At 48.2% G+C, this 16642-nt stretch carries 17 protein-coding genes; 4 read left to right on the top strand and 13 right to left on the bottom strand.

Annotated features, from left to right (window positions below; all coding sequences use genetic code 11):
* Nucleotides 1–61 precede the first annotated feature (61 nt).
* The 4 genes from typA (at nt 62) to J0A67_RS00230 (ending at nt 4793) form a co-directional block, all read left to right on the top strand.
* Nucleotides 62–1867, top strand: a complete 1806-nt coding sequence (gene typA / locus J0A67_RS00245) for a translational GTPase TypA (RefSeq protein WP_206567267.1) — start codon at nt 62–64, stop codon at nt 1865–1867.
* A gap of 138 nt (nt 1868–2005) precedes the next feature.
* Nucleotides 2006–2899 (top strand): hypothetical protein, encoded by an 894-nt coding sequence (locus J0A67_RS00240; RefSeq protein WP_206567266.1) that lies wholly within the window; start codon nt 2006–2008, stop codon nt 2897–2899.
* Nucleotides 2900–3038: 139 nt separating this feature from the next.
* The gene (locus J0A67_RS00235; protein WP_206567265.1) at nt 3039–3431 is read left to right on the top strand and encodes a Dabb family protein; all 393 of its coding nucleotides are present in this window, start codon (nt 3039–3041) and stop codon (nt 3429–3431) included.
* Nucleotides 3432–3473: 42 nt separating this feature from the next.
* Nucleotides 3474–4793: a S41 family peptidase gene (locus J0A67_RS00230; protein WP_206567264.1), complete on the top strand. Its 1320-nt coding sequence runs from the start codon at nt 3474–3476 to the stop codon at nt 4791–4793.
* A 28-nt stretch (nt 4794–4821) separates the two neighbouring features.
* Here the strand turns inward: J0A67_RS00230 and hisIE are convergent, their stop codons facing one another.
* The 13 genes from hisIE to J0A67_RS00165 all read right to left on the bottom strand — a co-directional run bounded on the left by hisIE (nt 4822) and on the right by J0A67_RS00165 (nt 16430).
* The gene (hisIE, locus tag J0A67_RS00225) at nt 4822–5430 is read right to left on the bottom strand and encodes a bifunctional phosphoribosyl-AMP cyclohydrolase/phosphoribosyl-ATP diphosphatase HisIE (protein WP_206567263.1); all 609 of its coding nucleotides are present in this window, start codon (nt 5428–5430) and stop codon (nt 4822–4824) included.
* Between the two features lie 3 nt (nt 5431–5433).
* Nucleotides 5434–6189, bottom strand: coding sequence for an imidazole glycerol phosphate synthase subunit HisF (gene hisF, locus J0A67_RS00220; protein WP_206567262.1), 756 nt, complete (start codon nt 6187–6189; stop codon nt 5434–5436).
* A gap of 77 nt (nt 6190–6266) precedes the next feature.
* A complete protein-coding gene (hisA, locus tag J0A67_RS00215; RefSeq protein ID WP_206567261.1) occupies nt 6267–6983 on the bottom strand; it encodes a 1-(5-phosphoribosyl)-5-[(5-phosphoribosylamino)methylideneamino]imidazole-4-carboxamide isomerase in 717 nt (238 codons plus the stop codon).
* A 175-nt stretch (nt 6984–7158) separates the two neighbouring features.
* Nucleotides 7159–7755 (bottom strand): imidazole glycerol phosphate synthase subunit HisH, encoded by a 597-nt coding sequence (gene hisH, locus J0A67_RS00210; protein ID WP_206567260.1) that lies wholly within the window; start codon nt 7753–7755, stop codon nt 7159–7161.
* A gap of 62 nt (nt 7756–7817) precedes the next feature.
* The gene (locus tag J0A67_RS00205) at nt 7818–8591 is read right to left on the bottom strand and encodes a phenylalanine 4-monooxygenase (RefSeq protein ID WP_206567259.1); all 774 of its coding nucleotides are present in this window, start codon (nt 8589–8591) and stop codon (nt 7818–7820) included.
* 245 nt (nt 8592–8836) lie between these two features.
* Nucleotides 8837–9856, bottom strand: a complete 1020-nt coding sequence (aroF, locus tag J0A67_RS00200) for a 3-deoxy-7-phosphoheptulonate synthase (RefSeq protein WP_206567258.1) — start codon at nt 9854–9856, stop codon at nt 8837–8839.
* Nucleotides 9853–10629 carry a tryptophan synthase subunit alpha gene (gene trpA / locus J0A67_RS00195; RefSeq protein WP_206567257.1) on the bottom strand — a complete coding sequence of 259 codons (777 nt, stop codon included), beginning with the start codon at nt 10627–10629 and terminating at the stop codon, nt 9853–9855. The genes aroF and trpA overlap by 4 nt, the downstream gene beginning before the upstream one ends.
* Nucleotides 10630–10704: 75 nt before the next feature.
* The gene (gene trpB / locus J0A67_RS00190; RefSeq protein ID WP_206567256.1) at nt 10705–11883 is read right to left on the bottom strand and encodes a tryptophan synthase subunit beta; all 1179 of its coding nucleotides are present in this window, start codon (nt 11881–11883) and stop codon (nt 10705–10707) included.
* Nucleotides 11884–11927: 44 nt separating this feature from the next.
* Nucleotides 11928–12557 carry a phosphoribosylanthranilate isomerase gene (locus J0A67_RS00185; RefSeq protein ID WP_206567255.1) on the bottom strand — a complete coding sequence of 210 codons (630 nt, stop codon included), beginning with the start codon at nt 12555–12557 and terminating at the stop codon, nt 11928–11930.
* Nucleotides 12557–13378, bottom strand: coding sequence for an indole-3-glycerol phosphate synthase TrpC (gene trpC, locus J0A67_RS00180; protein ID WP_206567254.1), 822 nt, complete (start codon nt 13376–13378; stop codon nt 12557–12559). Before trpC ends, J0A67_RS00185 begins: the two co-directional genes overlap by 1 nt.
* Before the next feature lie 9 nt (nt 13379–13387).
* On the bottom strand, nt 13388–14398 hold the full coding sequence (trpD, locus tag J0A67_RS00175) for an anthranilate phosphoribosyltransferase (RefSeq protein ID WP_206567253.1): 1011 nt from the start codon (nt 14396–14398) through the stop codon (nt 13388–13390).
* A 40-nt stretch (nt 14399–14438) separates the two neighbouring features.
* On the bottom strand, nt 14439–15005 hold the full coding sequence (locus J0A67_RS00170; RefSeq protein WP_206567252.1) for an anthranilate synthase component II: 567 nt from the start codon (nt 15003–15005) through the stop codon (nt 14439–14441).
* A 12-nt stretch (nt 15006–15017) separates the two neighbouring features.
* The gene (locus tag J0A67_RS00165) at nt 15018–16430 is read right to left on the bottom strand and encodes an anthranilate synthase component I family protein (protein WP_206567251.1); all 1413 of its coding nucleotides are present in this window, start codon (nt 16428–16430) and stop codon (nt 15018–15020) included.
* Nucleotides 16431–16642: the final 212 nt, after the last annotated feature.

Here is a 16642-nt window from a genome sequence, read left to right as displayed (position 1 = left end):
CGGATGGATAACCCTACTCCAAAATTTTATTCGTACTTTTGCGCCTTCAATTAGGCAAACCATGCAGAATATTCGGAATATCGCGATCATCGCACACGTTGACCACGGCAAAACCACTCTTGTGGACAAGATCATCCACGCATCCAAAATCTTCAGAGAAAACCAGCAGTTTGACGATCTGATCCTGGACAACAATGATCTCGAACGTGAAAGAGGGATTACCATTCTTTCCAAAAACGTGTCGGTGCGCTACAGAGACACCAAAATCAACATCATCGACACTCCTGGTCACGCCGATTTTGGCGGTGAAGTGGAGCGCGTACTGAAGATGGCTGATGGGGTTATCCTATTGGTTGATGCGTTCGAAGGACCTATGCCTCAGACCCGATTTGTATTGGGCAAAGCCTTGGCTCTCGGACTTACTCCGATTGTAGTAGTAAACAAAGTTGATAAAGAAAACTGCCGTCCTGACGAAGTCCACGAATCTGTGTTCGAACTGATGTTCAACTTGGACGCAACTGAAGAGCAGTTGGAATTCCATACGCTTTACGGTTCTGCGAAGCAAAACTGGATGGGGCCAGATTGGAAAAACCCCACCGATTCTATCATTCCTTTGCTGGATGCAATCGTAGATTACATCCCAGCGCCAAAAATCGAAGAAGGAACGCTGCAAATGCAAATAACCTCATTGGATTACTCCAACTTCGTTGGGCGAATTGCAATTGGCCGAATCAAGAGAGGTTCAATCCAGGAAAACCAGCAGATTGCGCTTTGCAAGGCAGACGGTTCCATTAAAAAAATGAAGGTAAAAGAACTTCACACGTTTGAAGGTCTTGGTAAAAATAAAGTAACCGAAGCGTTTGCAGGTGACATTTGCGCCGTTACCGGTATCGATGATTTCGAAATCGGCGACACCATAGCCAACGCCGAAAACCCAGAGCCTCTTCCACGTATCGCCATTGATGAGCCTACGATGAACATGCTCTTTACCATCAACAACTCTCCTTTCTTCGGCAAAGAAGGCAAATTTGTGACTTCCCGTCACCTACGTGACCGTCTGATGAAGGAAACTGAGAAAAACCTGGCATTGAGAGTAGAATCAACTGATTCAGAAGACAAATTCCTCGTTTACGGACGTGGCATCCTTCACTTGTCTGTATTGATCGAGACCATGAGAAGAGAGGGCTACGAACTTCAGGTAGGCCAGCCTCAGGTGATCTTCAAGGACATCGACGGTGTAAAATGCGAACCAATCGAGACTTTGGTGGTAGACGTTCCTCAGGAAACTGCTGGTAAGGTAATCGAATTGGCTACCCAGCGCAAAGGTGAACTTTTGGTCATGGAGCCAAAAGGCGATCTACAGCATTTGGAGTTCAAAATTCCATCTAGAGGCCTGATCGGACTGAGAAACAACGTTTTGACTGCAACCCAAGGGGAAGCGATCATGAACCACAGATTCACAGACTACGAACCATTCAAAGGTCCAATTCCTGGCCGTATCAACGGTTCATTAATCTCCATGGAAGGTGGTCAGTGTACCGCTTACGCGATCGACAAACTACAGGATAGAGGTACTTTCTTCATCGATCCAGGAGATGAGCTTTATGCAGGCCAAGTAATTGGTGAAAACTCCCGTGACAATGACATCGTCGTAAACGTGCAGAAAGGCAAGAAATTGACCAATATGCGTGCTTCCGGTTCTGATGACAACGTGCGAATCGTACCTGCGAAAAAATTCTCTTTGGAAGAGTCTATGGAATATATCCAAAAGGATGAATACCTGGAGATCACGCCTAAGTCCATCCGGATGAGAAAAATCTACTTGGACGAAAACGAAAGAGCCAGAATGGCAAAAAAAGACGCCTAACAAACAGTCCTCCAATACCAAAAAATCCCGCAACTCTCATCGCGGGATTTTTTTTTGCTTTTTATTATAGGAAACTGTTTGAGATATAAACCTTATCACTAATCTTTCGTCAATAAAACTAAATCCAAATTATCCACTATGCACAAAGCTTTGTTTATTCTACCCCTCTCGCTTTCACTTGCAACACTCTCTTTTTCACAAACCAAGAATGACGTCATGCACCTTCTTGAAGGGCAGAAGGAGGTTCAAGTAAAGGAGGTTGGATTCAACACGATCAAGTACAGCTATCCCAACGAAAACACGGTCTATAGTGTCAGCAAGCATCAGGTAACTAAGATTGAGTATGCGAGCGGAAGGGAGGAAACCTTTGAGAGCCCGTTTAAACCCGTCAAGGGACTGGATGATGCAGAGCTAGTCTACATCACTTACAATCCCGAAGACATCGCCGGTTTGAATCCGAAAGGAGAACTCTTTAGCAAAGCTACAGGTGTGACGACGCTATCCTCGATCAATAATGTCAAAAACAGAGCCTTGGACAAGCTGAAAGCGGAAGCCGCCATGCTGGGCGCAAATGTGGTTTTTGTCGGGAACGTCTATCAGCGGGGAAATCAGTACGGAGGAGAAAACCAGCCCGGAAACTCGACCCAAACCACTTTTAGCGGTACCGGATATTCTACCGAGGCACTGGACAAAGAGGGAGTTAGACAGATCATCACCGGTCAAAAGTACCACCACTACCAAACCCATAAGCTCAACAGAAACGACTGGAATCCAACTCGGGAGATTGCTACCGTTTACGATAAAAGCCGAAAGCCTTTGATGTTTGAGTTTGACAAAATCATGGAAAAAGAAGATGGAATCTATGTATCCTCATCCCATATCCCCAGCAAAACAAAAGAGCTGAAGGTCATCCGGGCGGAAGAAGACGTAGTCATTTTGATGGAGCGAAACGACAAGACCATCACCAACTATTACCTGATTTCGAAAGAAAACAAGTATTTCAAAAACATGGCGAACAGAGTAGTACTCTAAACCAAAAAAGACCGGCTTCCCGGTCTTTTTCATTTGCATCCAGTACACTCCAAAATCAAAAAAGCGATTTATATTTCTATCTTTAATAGCCTTTTGGAAACCGGTGAATCCCACTGGCCACCTCCAATTGTCACATGACATGACCTCAAGAAGAAAAGCAATCCAAACCCTGGGCCTCGCAGCCGCTGCTGCTGCCCTACCTATTAATACGATAGCTAAGAATATGGCAAAGCAAAAAATGATTCACCAGGTTTACTTCTGGCTCCACGACGCAGGAAACACGCAAGAGTTTTTGACCGAGGCAGTACCCATGCTGGGTAGATGCCCGACTGTGGGAAAGTTCATCGCCGGTACTCCCGCAGACACAGAAAAGAGAGATGTGGTCGACCACTCTTGGCAAGTTTGCTGCACGGCATTTTTCGATAGCCTCGAGGACCAACTCGCTTACCAAAAAGAACCCCTTCACTTGGAGTTCATCGAGAAATATTCCCACATGTGGAAGACGGTGAAAGTGTATGACATCGCCATCTAAGGCAAATCTTGCCTTAGGACAATCCACCAAAAAACAGAAAAAATGAAAATCCCCTATTGGATCATCGGTATTGTCCTTTTCGGATCTTTCGCCTGTGATCCAAAAGAGGATCCTGTTCCTGTCGATCCGGAATTGGAGGTCAAAGAGGCCATCTTTGCCTCTATGAGTGAATGGTATTTCTGGAATGCGGAGCTTCCCGCGACGGTGGACTATTCAAAATACAACTCCAACGAAGCGCTGCTCGATGCTATCGTGTTCAAGCCATTGGATAGGTTTTCCTATCTCACCACGCAGGAGGCATTCAACAATTCTTTCGTCGGGAGAAATGCAGGACACGGATTCGGCTTTGCTTTTGCCGCGGACGAAAGGCTGTACATTTCATTTGTTTTTGACGAGTCTCCTGCCGGAAAAGACGGCTGGAAGCGAGGTTGGGAAATCGTACAGATCAACGGCAAGGCTATTGCTGAATATAAAACGGCATCCGGTAGCTACGACTTTAAACTGGGAAACCCAGACCCCGGAATCTCAAACACTTTTATGTTCAAGCTTCCGGACGGCAGTTCTACTACCCGCACCAACGTAAAGGCTGAGTATCAGTCCAATTCAGTTTTGGAGAAGAAAATCTTCGACCTCGGGGGCAAAAAAGTGGGATACTGGGTCTATCAAAGCTTCAAGGCCACGGCCGGTGTCAGCCCTACCAAAAGCACCGAAGTGGACGCTTCCATGGAGTTTTTCCAAAACCAGGGTATCCAAGAGCTGATCATCGATCTCCGTTACAATGGAGGCGGTTCGGTCGCGGTGGCAGAACAGATTTGCAACTACCTCATCCAGGGTTCGAATTCAAACAAGCTGATGTACACCAACAAGTTGAATTCGTTGAAGACCAAGCTGAACACGTCCAGAAATTTCTACAAAATAGGCACCATCGATTTGGATCGAATCATTATCATCACTTCCCGAGGCTCGGCTTCAGCCTCTGAATTGGTGATCAATAGCATGACTCCCTATTTGGACGTAGTTCTGATCGGCGACAATACCTATGGCAAGCCCGTAGGTTCCTTCCCGCTTTCATCCTACAACACTACGCTTAAAAACAACGATGTAGAGCTCGTCCCGATTACTTTCGCGATCGCCAATTCCGCCGGAAAGGCCGAATATTTTGACGGCTTTCCCGCAGACTTTTCCGTGGGAGACTCACCTCAATATCCTTGGGGAGACGAGCGGGACTTGCGACTAGCGGCTGCCTTGAGCTATCTAGAAAACGGAACAGTCAGTGGCAGGATGCTTAACACTTATTTCAAACCGAAATGGGAAATGATCGATGCGTTTAAAGGATTGGGCCAGGAGTTTCCGGCGTACTAAATAAGCCCGAAACTAGTTCGGGCCTATTTTATTTTTTCTTGTGTCTTGCGATCAAGACCTCCATCACTTCGTCGAGCTCGTAGCCTTTGGCTTCCAGCAGAACCAAATAATGATAAAGTAGGTCTGCCGCTTCGCCGAGGAACAAGTCTTTGTTGTCGTCTTTGGCTTCAATGACAATTTCGACAGCTTCCTCTCCTACTTTTTGGGCCACCTTGTTGATGCCTTTGGCAAAAAGAGAAGCAGTGTAAGACTTGTCGGAAGGATTATTCTTCCGGTCTTTGATGATGGATCGAAGCTGGTCTATAAAACCGGTCTTGGAAGAATTGGTCTCATCCCAGCAAGTATCCGCGCCGGTATGGCAAACAGGGCCGCAAGGGTTGGCTTTGACAAGGATAGAATCTCCGTCACAGTCCACCGTGATGGAAACCAGTTCCATAAAATTGCCGGAAGTCTCACCTTTTGTCCAAAGTCGATTTTTACTCCGGCTAAAAAAGGTCACCTTTCCGGTTTCCTTGGTTTTTGCCAAAGCCTCTTCCGTCATGTAACCTTGCATCAGGACTTTTCCGCTTTGGGCGTCCTGCACAATTGCCGGCACTTGGCCGTTCATCTTGGCAAAATCTATCGTTCTGTTGTTCATCTCTTACTTTCTAATACTAATCCCTTCATTCGCCAAATAGCCTTTCAGCTCCGGAATCCCGATTTCCTTAAAGTGAAAAATACTTGCGGCCAAGGCCGCATCGGCCTGACCAAAGGTAAACACATCCTTGAAATGCGCCATCGTCCCAGCACCACCCGAAGCGATCACTGGAATGGAAAGTGCAGCGGAAATTTCAGCCGTCAGCTCATTGGCAAATCCAGCCTTGGTTCCGTCATGATCCATCGAAGTAAGCAAGATTTCCCCAGCTCCACGGTCAGCCACTTCCTTCGCCCACGCCTGAGTCTTCAGCAGCGTCGGTTTTCTCCCTCCATGGGTATGAACAAAATCAAGCCCATCCACATCCCGCGTATCGATTGCCACCACAATACACTGTGAGCCAAACTCCCGAGCCATTTGGTCAATTATGTCTGGATTATTCACCGCGGCCGAGTTGATCGAAATCTTATCCGCACCGGCATTGAGCAAAAACTTCACGTCTTCGACTGTGGAAATCCCTCCACCAACGGTAAAGGGAATCGTGATTGCCTTGGCCACTTTGGTCACGAGTTCCGCCAGCGTCTTGCGCTTGTCCACGGTGGCCGTGATGTCCAGAAAGACGAGCTCGTCCGCCCCTTCATCGGAATAGACCTTGGCGAGCTCCACTGGGTCGCCCGCATCCCGAAGCTCGACAAAATTGACTCCCTTGACGGTACGGCCGTCTTTTATGTCTAGGCAGGGAATGATTCGTTTAGTAAGCATTTATGAATTGGAAGATTTTAAAATTGAAAGATTGGAAAATTGACGAGGTTTCAGCTTTCTGATGTCAGAATTCTGACTTACGAAAACGTCGCTAGCTCCTCCAGCGTCACCCTTCCCTCATAGTAAGCCTTGCCGACGATCGCCCCGTAAACTCCGATTTTCTCCAAGGCTTCCAAATCCTTGACCGAAGAAACTCCGCCGCTGGCAATCAACTTCAGACCAGGGATTTCCCGAATGATATCCTCATACAGTTCTATTGAAGGGCCTTGCAGCAAGCCGTCTTTGGCCACATCCGTGCAGATCACGTATTGAATACCCAGCTCCACATAGGACTGGATGAATGGGATCAGGTCTACCGCAGTGGTTTCTTCCCAGCCTCCCACGGCGATCTTCCGGTCTTTGGCGTCGGCACCGAGTATGATCTTTTCCGAACCATAACATTTGATCCAAGACTTAAACAGCTCCGGATTTTTCACCGCGATGCTTCCACCGGTGACTTGCTTGGCTCCCAGCTCAAAGGCTTTTTCGATTTCCTCATCCGCTTGGATTCCTCCACCGAAATCGACCTGCAAAGACGTTCCTTGGCTGATTCGCTCCAGCACGGATCCGTTGATGATCTTCTTGGCTTTGGCACCATCTAAGTCTACTAAATGCAGACGTTGGATTCCAACTCCTTCGAAGCGTTTGGCCATTTCGAGCGGATCGTCGTGGTATTCTTTTTTGCTGCTGTAATCGCCTTGGCTAAGGCGGACGCACTTGCCTCCAATGAGGTCGATTGCGGGGATGATTTGCATTTGTGAAGTATCAAGTCGCAAGAATCAAATATCAAGACTTGCGGGTTTATAGGTTTTACGTCATTTTCTTGGTCTGGACTCCGCTCAACCTGACACGCTCGCCGGTGGCAAGGAAGCCCACTGTCTTGTCTGGCTGAGCGGAGTCGAAGCCCTTTAATTTGGGCAAACTCTCACACTAAATACTCAAGAAATTCTCCAGCAGCTTCTCCCCTACCGTGCTACTCTTTTCTGGGTGGGCTTGGATTGCCCAGTAGTTATCCCGGTGGAGGACAGCAGTGAAGTCGTGGATATAATGAGTGCTGGCTATGGTTGCCTCGCTGAGCTCGGCATAGTAGCTGTGTACATAATAGACAAATCGGGAGTCCGGCAAATCTCTGAGAAGCGGGTTATCCGCCAAATTCTCCAGCTCATTCCAACCCACGTGTGGCACCTTAAACTCCTGGGAGTTTTCGGGGATAAAGCGCTTCACCTTGACGGGAAAAATCCCGAGGCATCCGGTGTTGTTTTCCTCCGAATGCTCGCAAAGCAACTGCAAACCCAGACAAACGCCCAAAAAGGGCTGCTTGATCTCCCGAATCAACTGGTCGAGTTTACGTGCTTTCAGGTAGTTCATCGCTGTGCTGGCTTCACCCTGGCCGGGGAAGATCACACGATCGGCCCCGCGGATTTCGTCCGGATCATCTGTCAAAATAGCCTCGGCGCCCAAGCGTTCCAGCGCGTAAAGCACCGACTGCACATTGCCCGAATTGTATTTGATTACCGCTGTTTTCATTTTTCGTCAAATGTCGAATGACCGATGTCCGATGCATTCATCCGACATCGTTCATCGGACTTCTATTTCTTGTTCAATATTTCCTCCAGTACTTCCTCAATCTCTGGAAGCGACTCGTAAAGCTGCTCGTAGCTTTCGATCACAAAGTATTTGTCCTGAAAGCGATCTTTCCAGTATTCCTGATTCAATATCCTCCGCACATCGTAAGGAAGATGCGCGGGTTCGTTCGAAAGGCTGAATTTAGTCTCTCCAGCCGAACTTAGGATACCGGCACCATAAATCTTCAACTCCCCATCTTCTCGGATCAGCCCAAACTCGATGGTGAACCAATAGATCCGGCTCAGCAGCTGGATCGCCCAAGGGTTTTCGATATGCTTTAGGGCGATTCCCGAAAGGCTTTCCAAGAAATCCACGTAAGGCTGATTGGTCAGCAGAGGCATGTGTGCAAAGGCATCGTGAAACATGTCAGGCTCCTCTAGGTAGTCCAATTGCTCCATCTTCCGCAGCCAAGTGGATGAGGGAAAACGCCTATTATTCAACAAACCGAAAAACAAGTCGTCATCAATCAGCCCAGGCACAACCTGTACCGCCCAACCCGTGCTTTCTTTCAGAATAGCGTTTAGCTCTTCAAAGTTGGCGATTCGGTCAGCCGAAAACTTCACTGCCTTCACGCCATCCAAGTAGGCCTTGGACGCCGCTTTGGGAAGATTGGGCATCTGGCGTTCGAAGAGAATCTTCCAGACCTTAAAGTCTTCCTCGGTATACTGATCGTACTCCTGCCTCAGCTTTTGGAGTCGCAGGTCTTCAAAGACCCAGTTTTTCGGTTTCGTTTCCATCTGCATTTTATTTGGGTTTATATCTCATCAAGCTCATAACAAATTCGACTGGCCTTCATTGCGAGCCAAGCACGAAAACAAAAAGGCCTACTCCGAGAAGGAATAGGCCTGTCTATTTTTTTACCAAAAAACCATAGCAATCCTATCCCTTCATCTTTGATGATGGTAAGAATGATGCACGTAGGTTCTTGGTGTCGGATTCATGCTTTGAAGTTAAGGATGTTTCTACTTTGCACCAACTATTTTCAGATCAAGTCAAAAGTTTTTCTCTTCGCGAAAATCTCTCTGATCCAAGCTGCTAGCCTTGCACTCTGTGCAAAATCCAACGTCTGCTGCCCGTCGGAATAGGCCTTTTCGGGCACTTCATGGGATTCATAGATAATGCCGTCTGCACCGGCCATGACGCCGGCCAAAGCCATCTGCGGCACATAAGCACGAATACCTATCCCATGGGAAGGGTCTACGATTACCGGAAGATGGGATTTGGCTTTCAGGATGGGGATTGCATTCAGATCCAGCGTATTTCTCGAAGCGCGCTCATAAGTTCTGATGCCGCGCTCGCAGAGGATGAGTTTTTCATTGCCTCCGGCAAAGACATACTCGGCGGACTGCAAGAGTTCTTCTATGGTCCCGGATATGCCACGCTTAATCATCACTGCCTTGTCGACTTTGCCCAATTCGTCCAGCAGGTTGAAGTTTTGGGAGTTTCTCGCACCTACCTGGTAGATATCCACATAGGGATACATCGCCTCGATCTGGGAGGGCTGCATCACCTCGGTAACAATCTTAATTCCGGCCGGGGCCGCAATGGAATGCCAAAGCTGCAGCCCTTCGATCCCCATTCCGCGAAATGCGTAGGGAGAAGTTCTTGGCTTGAACACGCCGCCCCGCATCATCGTGATCCCGTTTTCCACGCAGTGGGCCACCACTTTTCGGATCTGCTCCTCGGACTCAATGGAGCATGGACCAGTGATGATGGCCATTTCCCCGTCCTTGATGAAGACCCCGTCGCCGAGATCCACAGAGGTGGGCTTGGCCTTCCACTTTTTGGACACGAGCTTGTACTCATCGGAAACGATGTGAATATCCTTGATCCCGTCCATCTGTCCGACTTTACGGATATCAAACTCATTTTTCCCGATACCGATAATGTAGTCCCCTAGCTGGGTTTTGACCTCGGTGGTCTTGTATCCGATCTCGTTGACCTTGGCCAGGAGTTTTCCCTTTTGGGAATCTGTGATATCGGCTTGCAGCTGAATAATCATGGCTTAATTACGCTTTGGATATATTCCCGAATGTCCCCACTCAGGTCTTTTGAATCTTTGATTTTCTTGATAAAGGCGGAGCCGATGATGGCCCCATTGCTATATTGTGAAGCTTGTCCAAAAGTCTTGGCATCCGAAATTCCAAAGCCTATCAAGCGGGGATTTTTCAAACCCATCGCGGCCACTCGTTCGAAATAGGCCACCTGCTCGGGACTGATGTCCGCTTTGGCTCCTGTGATCGCGTGCGAAGAAACCATATAGATAAAACCGTTGGTATTTTCGTCGATTTCCCAGATGCGCTTTTCAGAGGTCTGGGGAGAGATCAGAAAAGTGTTCACCAATCCGAATTGGTCAAACATGGCCTTATAATCTTCCAGATACTGCTGCATGGGCAGATCAGGCACGATCAAACCGTCCACGCCGACCTCCTTGCACTTTTGGCAAAAGGCCTCCATCCCAAACTGGATGATTGGGTTTAGATACCCCATGAGCACCACAGGAAGGTGGACTTTTGCTCGGAAGCCCTTCAACTGCTCAAAGAGCAACTTCATGGACATACCATTGTCCAAGGCGATCTTGTTGCTGTCTTGGATTGTTGGACCATCAGCCACCGGATCGGAATAGGGAACACCGATTTCGATGACATCCGCTCCCCCGTCCTGAATAGCCTCCATGACTGGGACAGTGTCTTCCAAATTTGGAAATCCAGCGGTGAAGTAGATGGAAAGTACCCTTTCCTTTTTGGTATTGAATAGGTAATGTATTCGATTCATTTTTCAGTTGTTAATGGCTTGATGTCCGATGACCAAAGCGGAATGTTTGTTACATCCTACACCCGACATCCCAGATTAATATCCTCCCCACTTGATATAGGTCTCCAGATCTTTGTCTCCTCGGCCGGATAGGTTGATCACAATCACATCGTCTTTGCCATACTCGATCATATTGAGGGCATACAGCGCATGGGCAGACTCAATGGCTGGGATAATGCCTTCGAGTTTGCTCAGCTCGATCCCGGCCGCCATCGCATCCTTATCCTCCACGGCGACAAATTCACCTCTTCCCACATCAAAAAGATGGGCATGGACAGGACCAATACCCGGATAGTCGAGGCCAGCTGAGATTGAATGCGGCTCGACGACCTGTCCGTCCTCCGTCTGCATCAAAATAGTTTTGGAACCGTGCAAAATACCAGGCGTGCCCAAAGCGGTCGTGGCAGCAGATTTCCCCGAACTCACGCCCAAGCCCGCAGCTTCAGCAGCGACTAGGCGCACTTCTGGAGTATTGTAGTAGTGATAGAAAGCCCCGGCCGCATTTGACCCACCGCCGACACAGGCTATCACGATGTCTGGATTTTCGCTACCCTCCTTTTCCTTCAGTTGCCACTTGATTTCCTCAGAAATCACTGACTGAAATCTGGCGACCATTTCTGGATAAGGATGTGGGCCAACCACCGAACCGATGATATAGTGCGTGTCCACGGGATTGTTGATCCAAGCCCGCATGGCTTCGTTGGTGGCGTCTTTGAGGGTCTTGGAGCCGGAGACAGCCGGAACGACCGTCGCTCCTAGGATCTTCATTCGCTCCACATTCGGTCGCTGACGTGCGATGTCAATTTCGCCCATGTACACAGTACATTCCATTCCCATCAGGGCGCAGACAGTTGCTGTTGCTACTCCATGCTGACCCGCGCCGGTTTCGGCAATGATGCGCTTCTTACCAAGCTTTCTAGCCAAGAGGATTTGCCCAATAGTATTGTTTACCTTGTGTGCGCCAGTATGGCAGAGATCTTCGCGCTTCAGATAGACTTTGGCTTCGTATCTCTCAGAAAGCCTTGACGCAAAATAGAGTGGAGTCGGTCGACCGACGTAGTCTTTCAACAAGCCTCGAAACTCTGCCTGAAAATCTGGTGAAGCCATAATTGCCTCATAATTCTCCCTCAATTCCTCCACGTTGGGATACAGCATCTCGGGGATATAGGCCCCTCCAAACTTGCCATAAAAACCCTTTTCATCAACTTTAATCATATATCGTACGGTTGATAGCTGATAGTCCAATGGACCAGCTTCTCTCAGCTATGGTCTAATTTTTCTTTAAAAATTTTCAAGATCTTGATATTCTTCAGCCCCGGCTCGTCTTCAAACTTGGAGTTCAGATCCACGCCTTGGAACTGTGGAATCCTTTCAGCCAAAGCCAAAAGCTCATCCGTACTCTCCGCGTCCAATCCGCCACTGAGAAGAAAACCTTTGTCAAAAGGATAGCCTTCCAGCGCCTTCCAGTCAAATTTCCTACCGGATCCACCGTGCTCCACGGTTGCCGTGTCAAAGAGAAACTTGTCCACCAAAGGCAAATACTCTCTAAAGGCTTCCCAGTCGATTTCGCTCTTGACAGAAATCACTTTCCAAATCTCTGCATCGGTCTTCTTTTTCAATTCCCGGACCGTTTCCACTGCTTCCTTCCCATGAAGCTGAATGGCAGACAGCCTAAACAAACCGACCTTTCGAAGTATCTCGTCCAACTCTTCGTTTACAAAGACACCGACTTTTCTTACTTCCAGTTGAGCCAGCTGTCCTGCGGCTTCATCTGGGACAAAACGTGGTGACTTGGGATAGAAGATCAATCCCATCCAATCTGGCTGGATTTCCCGGATCAGTTCCAGGGCATTCTCCCAGTCCCGCATGCCACAGACTTTGATTTCCATCAGGCCTTACTCAACTCGGAGGCTTGGGCCGAGAGCTTCTTGAATTCCTTGATAAAGTTATAGGCTGCCTGCTCGGGACGGCTGGATTTCATGAAGTTTTCCCCGATCAAAAAGCCGTCAAATCCGGCCTTTTTCAGCTCAACCATCGTCCTCGGGTCAGAAATCCCACTTTCGGAGACCATTACAAACTCTCCAGGAATCTGATCGGCCAGTGCGAAAGACGTGTCCACGGATACCTCGAAAGTCTTAAGATTTCGGTTGTTCACCCCAACCAGATCCAAATCGGGGCAGAGGCTTCTTTCCAGCTCCTCACCATCATGCACTTCCATGAGGATCTCCATTCCGAGACTCTTTGCAATAAAGGCTAGGGATTTCAACTTGGCAGGTTCCAAGGCAGCAGCGATAAGCAAGATGCAGTCCGCGCCGATGGATTTAGCTTCCAAAATCTGGTATTCATCCACTATGAAGTCCTTGCGGATAATTGGGCAGAAATTGTATTTCCGAGCGAGCTTCAAATCCTCGTTGCTTCCACCGAAGTATTCTTTGTCGGTCAAAATGGACAAAGCAGAAGCACCTGCCTGCATATAGCCAATGCTGACCTTCTCGACAGAAGCCGAGCTGTTGATCACTCCCTTGGAAGGCGACTTGCGCTTGAATTCAGCAATGATGCCCGATTTGTCGGGATGGGTCACATACTTCTTCATCGACACCACCGGGCCGTCGAAAAAAACGCTGCTCTCCAGCAGCTTGACCGGCACCAAACTTTTTCGCTCTTCCACTTCCTTATACTTGGAAGCGATGATTTTGTCTAAAATATTCATGGGTACTTGTTAGGCTAATGAAACAGACGTCTTGGGATTGACCAATCCGTCAAATACGCGGAGAGCCCTACCACTGAGCAGGACTTCCTCCGCCAAGGCTACCGCATCTACGAAGGACAGGTCTTCTTTGGCCGTGACCAAAGCAGCAGCCGCATTGGCCGTCACCACGGCATTCTGGCTTTCGCTACCTTTTCCTCTCAATACGCTTTCAAAAATCTTGGCCGATTCCTGAACGGTTGAGCCTCCGGCTATGCTATCAGCGGAAATTTTCTGCAACCCCAGATTCTCCGGTTGGAGTAGCTTTTCTCCTTGGTTTGAGATCATTTTAAAAGGTCCCGTGAGGGAAATCTCATCGTATCCATCAAGCGCATGGAGTATCGAAAATCTCCCCTCCATCTCCTGGTAGAGGTAAGCGTACAATCTCGCCAACTCCAGACTGAACACCCCCACGAGCTGTTTTTTGGGAAAACTGGGATTTACCATGGGACCTAGCATATTAAAGAAGGTTTTCACTCCCAACTCCTTTCTGATCGGCGCGACGTTTTTCATCGCAGGATGGAAAAGTGGAGCATGGAGAAAACAAAGTCCGGCTTCGTCCAAAGAACGTCGGATCTCACTGATATCATTGGTAAACTCGTAACCAAAGTAGGAAAGCAGATTTGAAGAGCCACATATGGAGGAGACTCCCGTATTGCCGTGCTTGGCGACATTTTGCCCTGCACCCGCCACGATAAAGGAGGCCAAGGTCGAGATATTGAAGGTGTCTTTGCCGTCACCCCCAGTACCGCAAAGATCCATTGCGTCGTATTCTTCGATTTCCACGGGAATACACAGTTCCAGCATCGCCTCCCGAAATCCGCTCAGCTCCTCCACGGTGATGGAGCGCATCAAGTAAACGGTCATGAAGGCGGCGATCTGGCTATGGTTATAGGCGCCCGTTGCCAGGTTTTTCAACACTTCCCTCGCTTGGCATTTGGACAGTGTCTTGTGTTCGATCAATTGGTTGAGGATGTCTTTCATTTCTTGTGGGTGGGTGGGGGGTCAGGGATTGGGGCATGGATCAGGACTCCAGCCAGTTTTGCATGATTTTGGCGCCGTTTTCTGTGAGGATACTTTCGGGGTGAAACTGGACCCCCCTTACGTTGAACTTTTTGTGCCTTACCGCCATGATTTGCTGGTCAGGTGTACGGGCAATCACCTCTAGGTCAGGAGAAAGGGTGGATTCTTCTATAACCCAAGAGTGATATCTTCCAATACTAAATGTATCGGGGATTTGCTTAAAAAGCAAGTCCTCCTGAACAGAAACCTTCGATGCCACCCCGTGCAAAACCTCAGAGAGATTGGTCAGACTCCCGCCGAAAGCCTCCCCTATGGCCTGATGTCCAAGGCACACCCCGAGAATTGACTTCTCCGCCGCATATCTAGCGATCAATTTTGGCATAATCCCAGCCTCGGAAGGCACCCCAGGACCTGGGGACAGAAGGATTTTATCATATTTCTCAACCTCCTCGAGGCTGATTTTGTCATTTCTATAGACATCCATCATCGCTCCGTAGCCTAACTGCCTAACTATATACACTAGATTGTAGGTGAAGGAGTCATAGTTGTCTAATACCAATATTTTCATGCTTCGATAGGTTTAAATCTTTTCCGCCGCACGCAATGCGACTCTTAAGGCCTCCAGTTTATTCGCCACTTCCTGCAGCTCTGAAGGGATGGATGATTTGGCAACGACTCCCGCTCCAGCCTGGAATCTTAGGTGGTTGTTTTCGGAAACAAAAGAGCGGATCAGGATAGCATGGTTGAAATCTCCATTAAATCCAAGATAGCCGATTGCCCCTCCGTAAAACTGCCGACTGACGTTTTCCAAATCGTCGATGAGCTCCATCGCTCGGTACTTCGGTGCCCCAGTCAGCGTTCCAGCTGGGAAAGTATCCGCCACCAATTGTAGAGGATTGGCTGCCTCCGGCAGTTGTCCGGTCACTTTGGATACCAAATGAATCACGTGGGAGTAGTACTGTATCTCCTTGAATACGTCCACGTTCACCACGTCGGAAGAACGGGAAAGGTCATTTCGGGCCAAATCCACCAACATGACATGTTCTGAGTTTTCCTTGGGATCGTCGTAGAGCTTTCTCGCCAACTCCGCATCTTCGGCATCATTTCCTGTCCGGCGAAAGGTTCCAGCAATCGGATAAATTGTCGCCTTCCGATTGTGCACCACGATCTGAGCCTCCGGCGAGCTGCCGAATACCTTGAACGAACCATAGTCGAAATAGAAAAGATAAGGCGAGGGATTCACCGAACGCAGCGCTCTGTAGACGTTGAACTCGTCCCCTTTGAATTCGGTGGTGAACCTTCTCGAAAGCACGATCTGGAAAACATCCCCGCGAAAGCAATGTTCTCTTCCTTGGTTCAGAATTTTCAGAAACTGCTCATCGGTATAATTTGAAACTTCCTCTCCAACTTTCTTGAATGAATAGGTGGGAATGTTCTTGTTGTTGAGCAAGGTTTCAATCTCATCCATGTACTCGGGATTTTCAGCCCCAGCCACCCGGTGTTCGAAGAGATGCAGCTCATTTTTGTAGTGGTCGACCACGATGATGTTTTGATACATGGAGTACTGCATCATCGGGGTTTCGTTGGGCTTAGTATTGCCAAGTTTGATATCCTCAAAGTAAGCGAGTGTATCATACTGGATATAGCCAAAAAGCCCGTTGGTGCTAAATTTGAATTTGTCCGGAGTAGGATCAAATTTATTACCGAAAGACCTCAAACAATCCATCAGCCGCTTTTTGGCGGAGACCTGATACTCTAGGACCTCCCCTGCAGGAAGGCTCTCCCGAACGGTCCCGGCATTGAAACTAAAAGTAGCCAGTGGATTGAAACAGATGAATGAATAGCTGTTTTCCTGACCATGATAGTCAGAACTCTCCAGTAGGATCGGATTGGCAAAACGGTCTCTTATCTGCAAGTAAATGCTTACCGGAGTGATGGTATCGGCAAGTCTTTTGCGATAGGTGGTCAGGATCGGAAATTTCACTTGGCTCATTCGGGGATTTTTATTTAGCATGAAAAAAGGCTTACCGGGAAATCCAGTAAGCCTTTTACATATGTTGTTGCGCAAAATTTAGGCAACGGCTTTCTGAGCTTTCCCTTGGAAAGAAATAGAATGCCACCACCAGTATTTATTTGCGATCGTTTTCATAAGACTTCGGCAAATTTAGAAACGGTTTGGAATTTGCAAAGCATGGTTTCCCTTTT

Source organism: Algoriphagus aestuariicola, from assembly GCF_017254835.1.
In the GTDB taxonomy this organism is placed as follows: Bacteria; Bacteroidota; Bacteroidia; order Cytophagales; family Cyclobacteriaceae; genus Algoriphagus; species Algoriphagus aestuariicola.
Note: the sequence above shows the minus strand (reverse complement) of the source record. Positions and strands in the feature narration are given on the sequence as shown.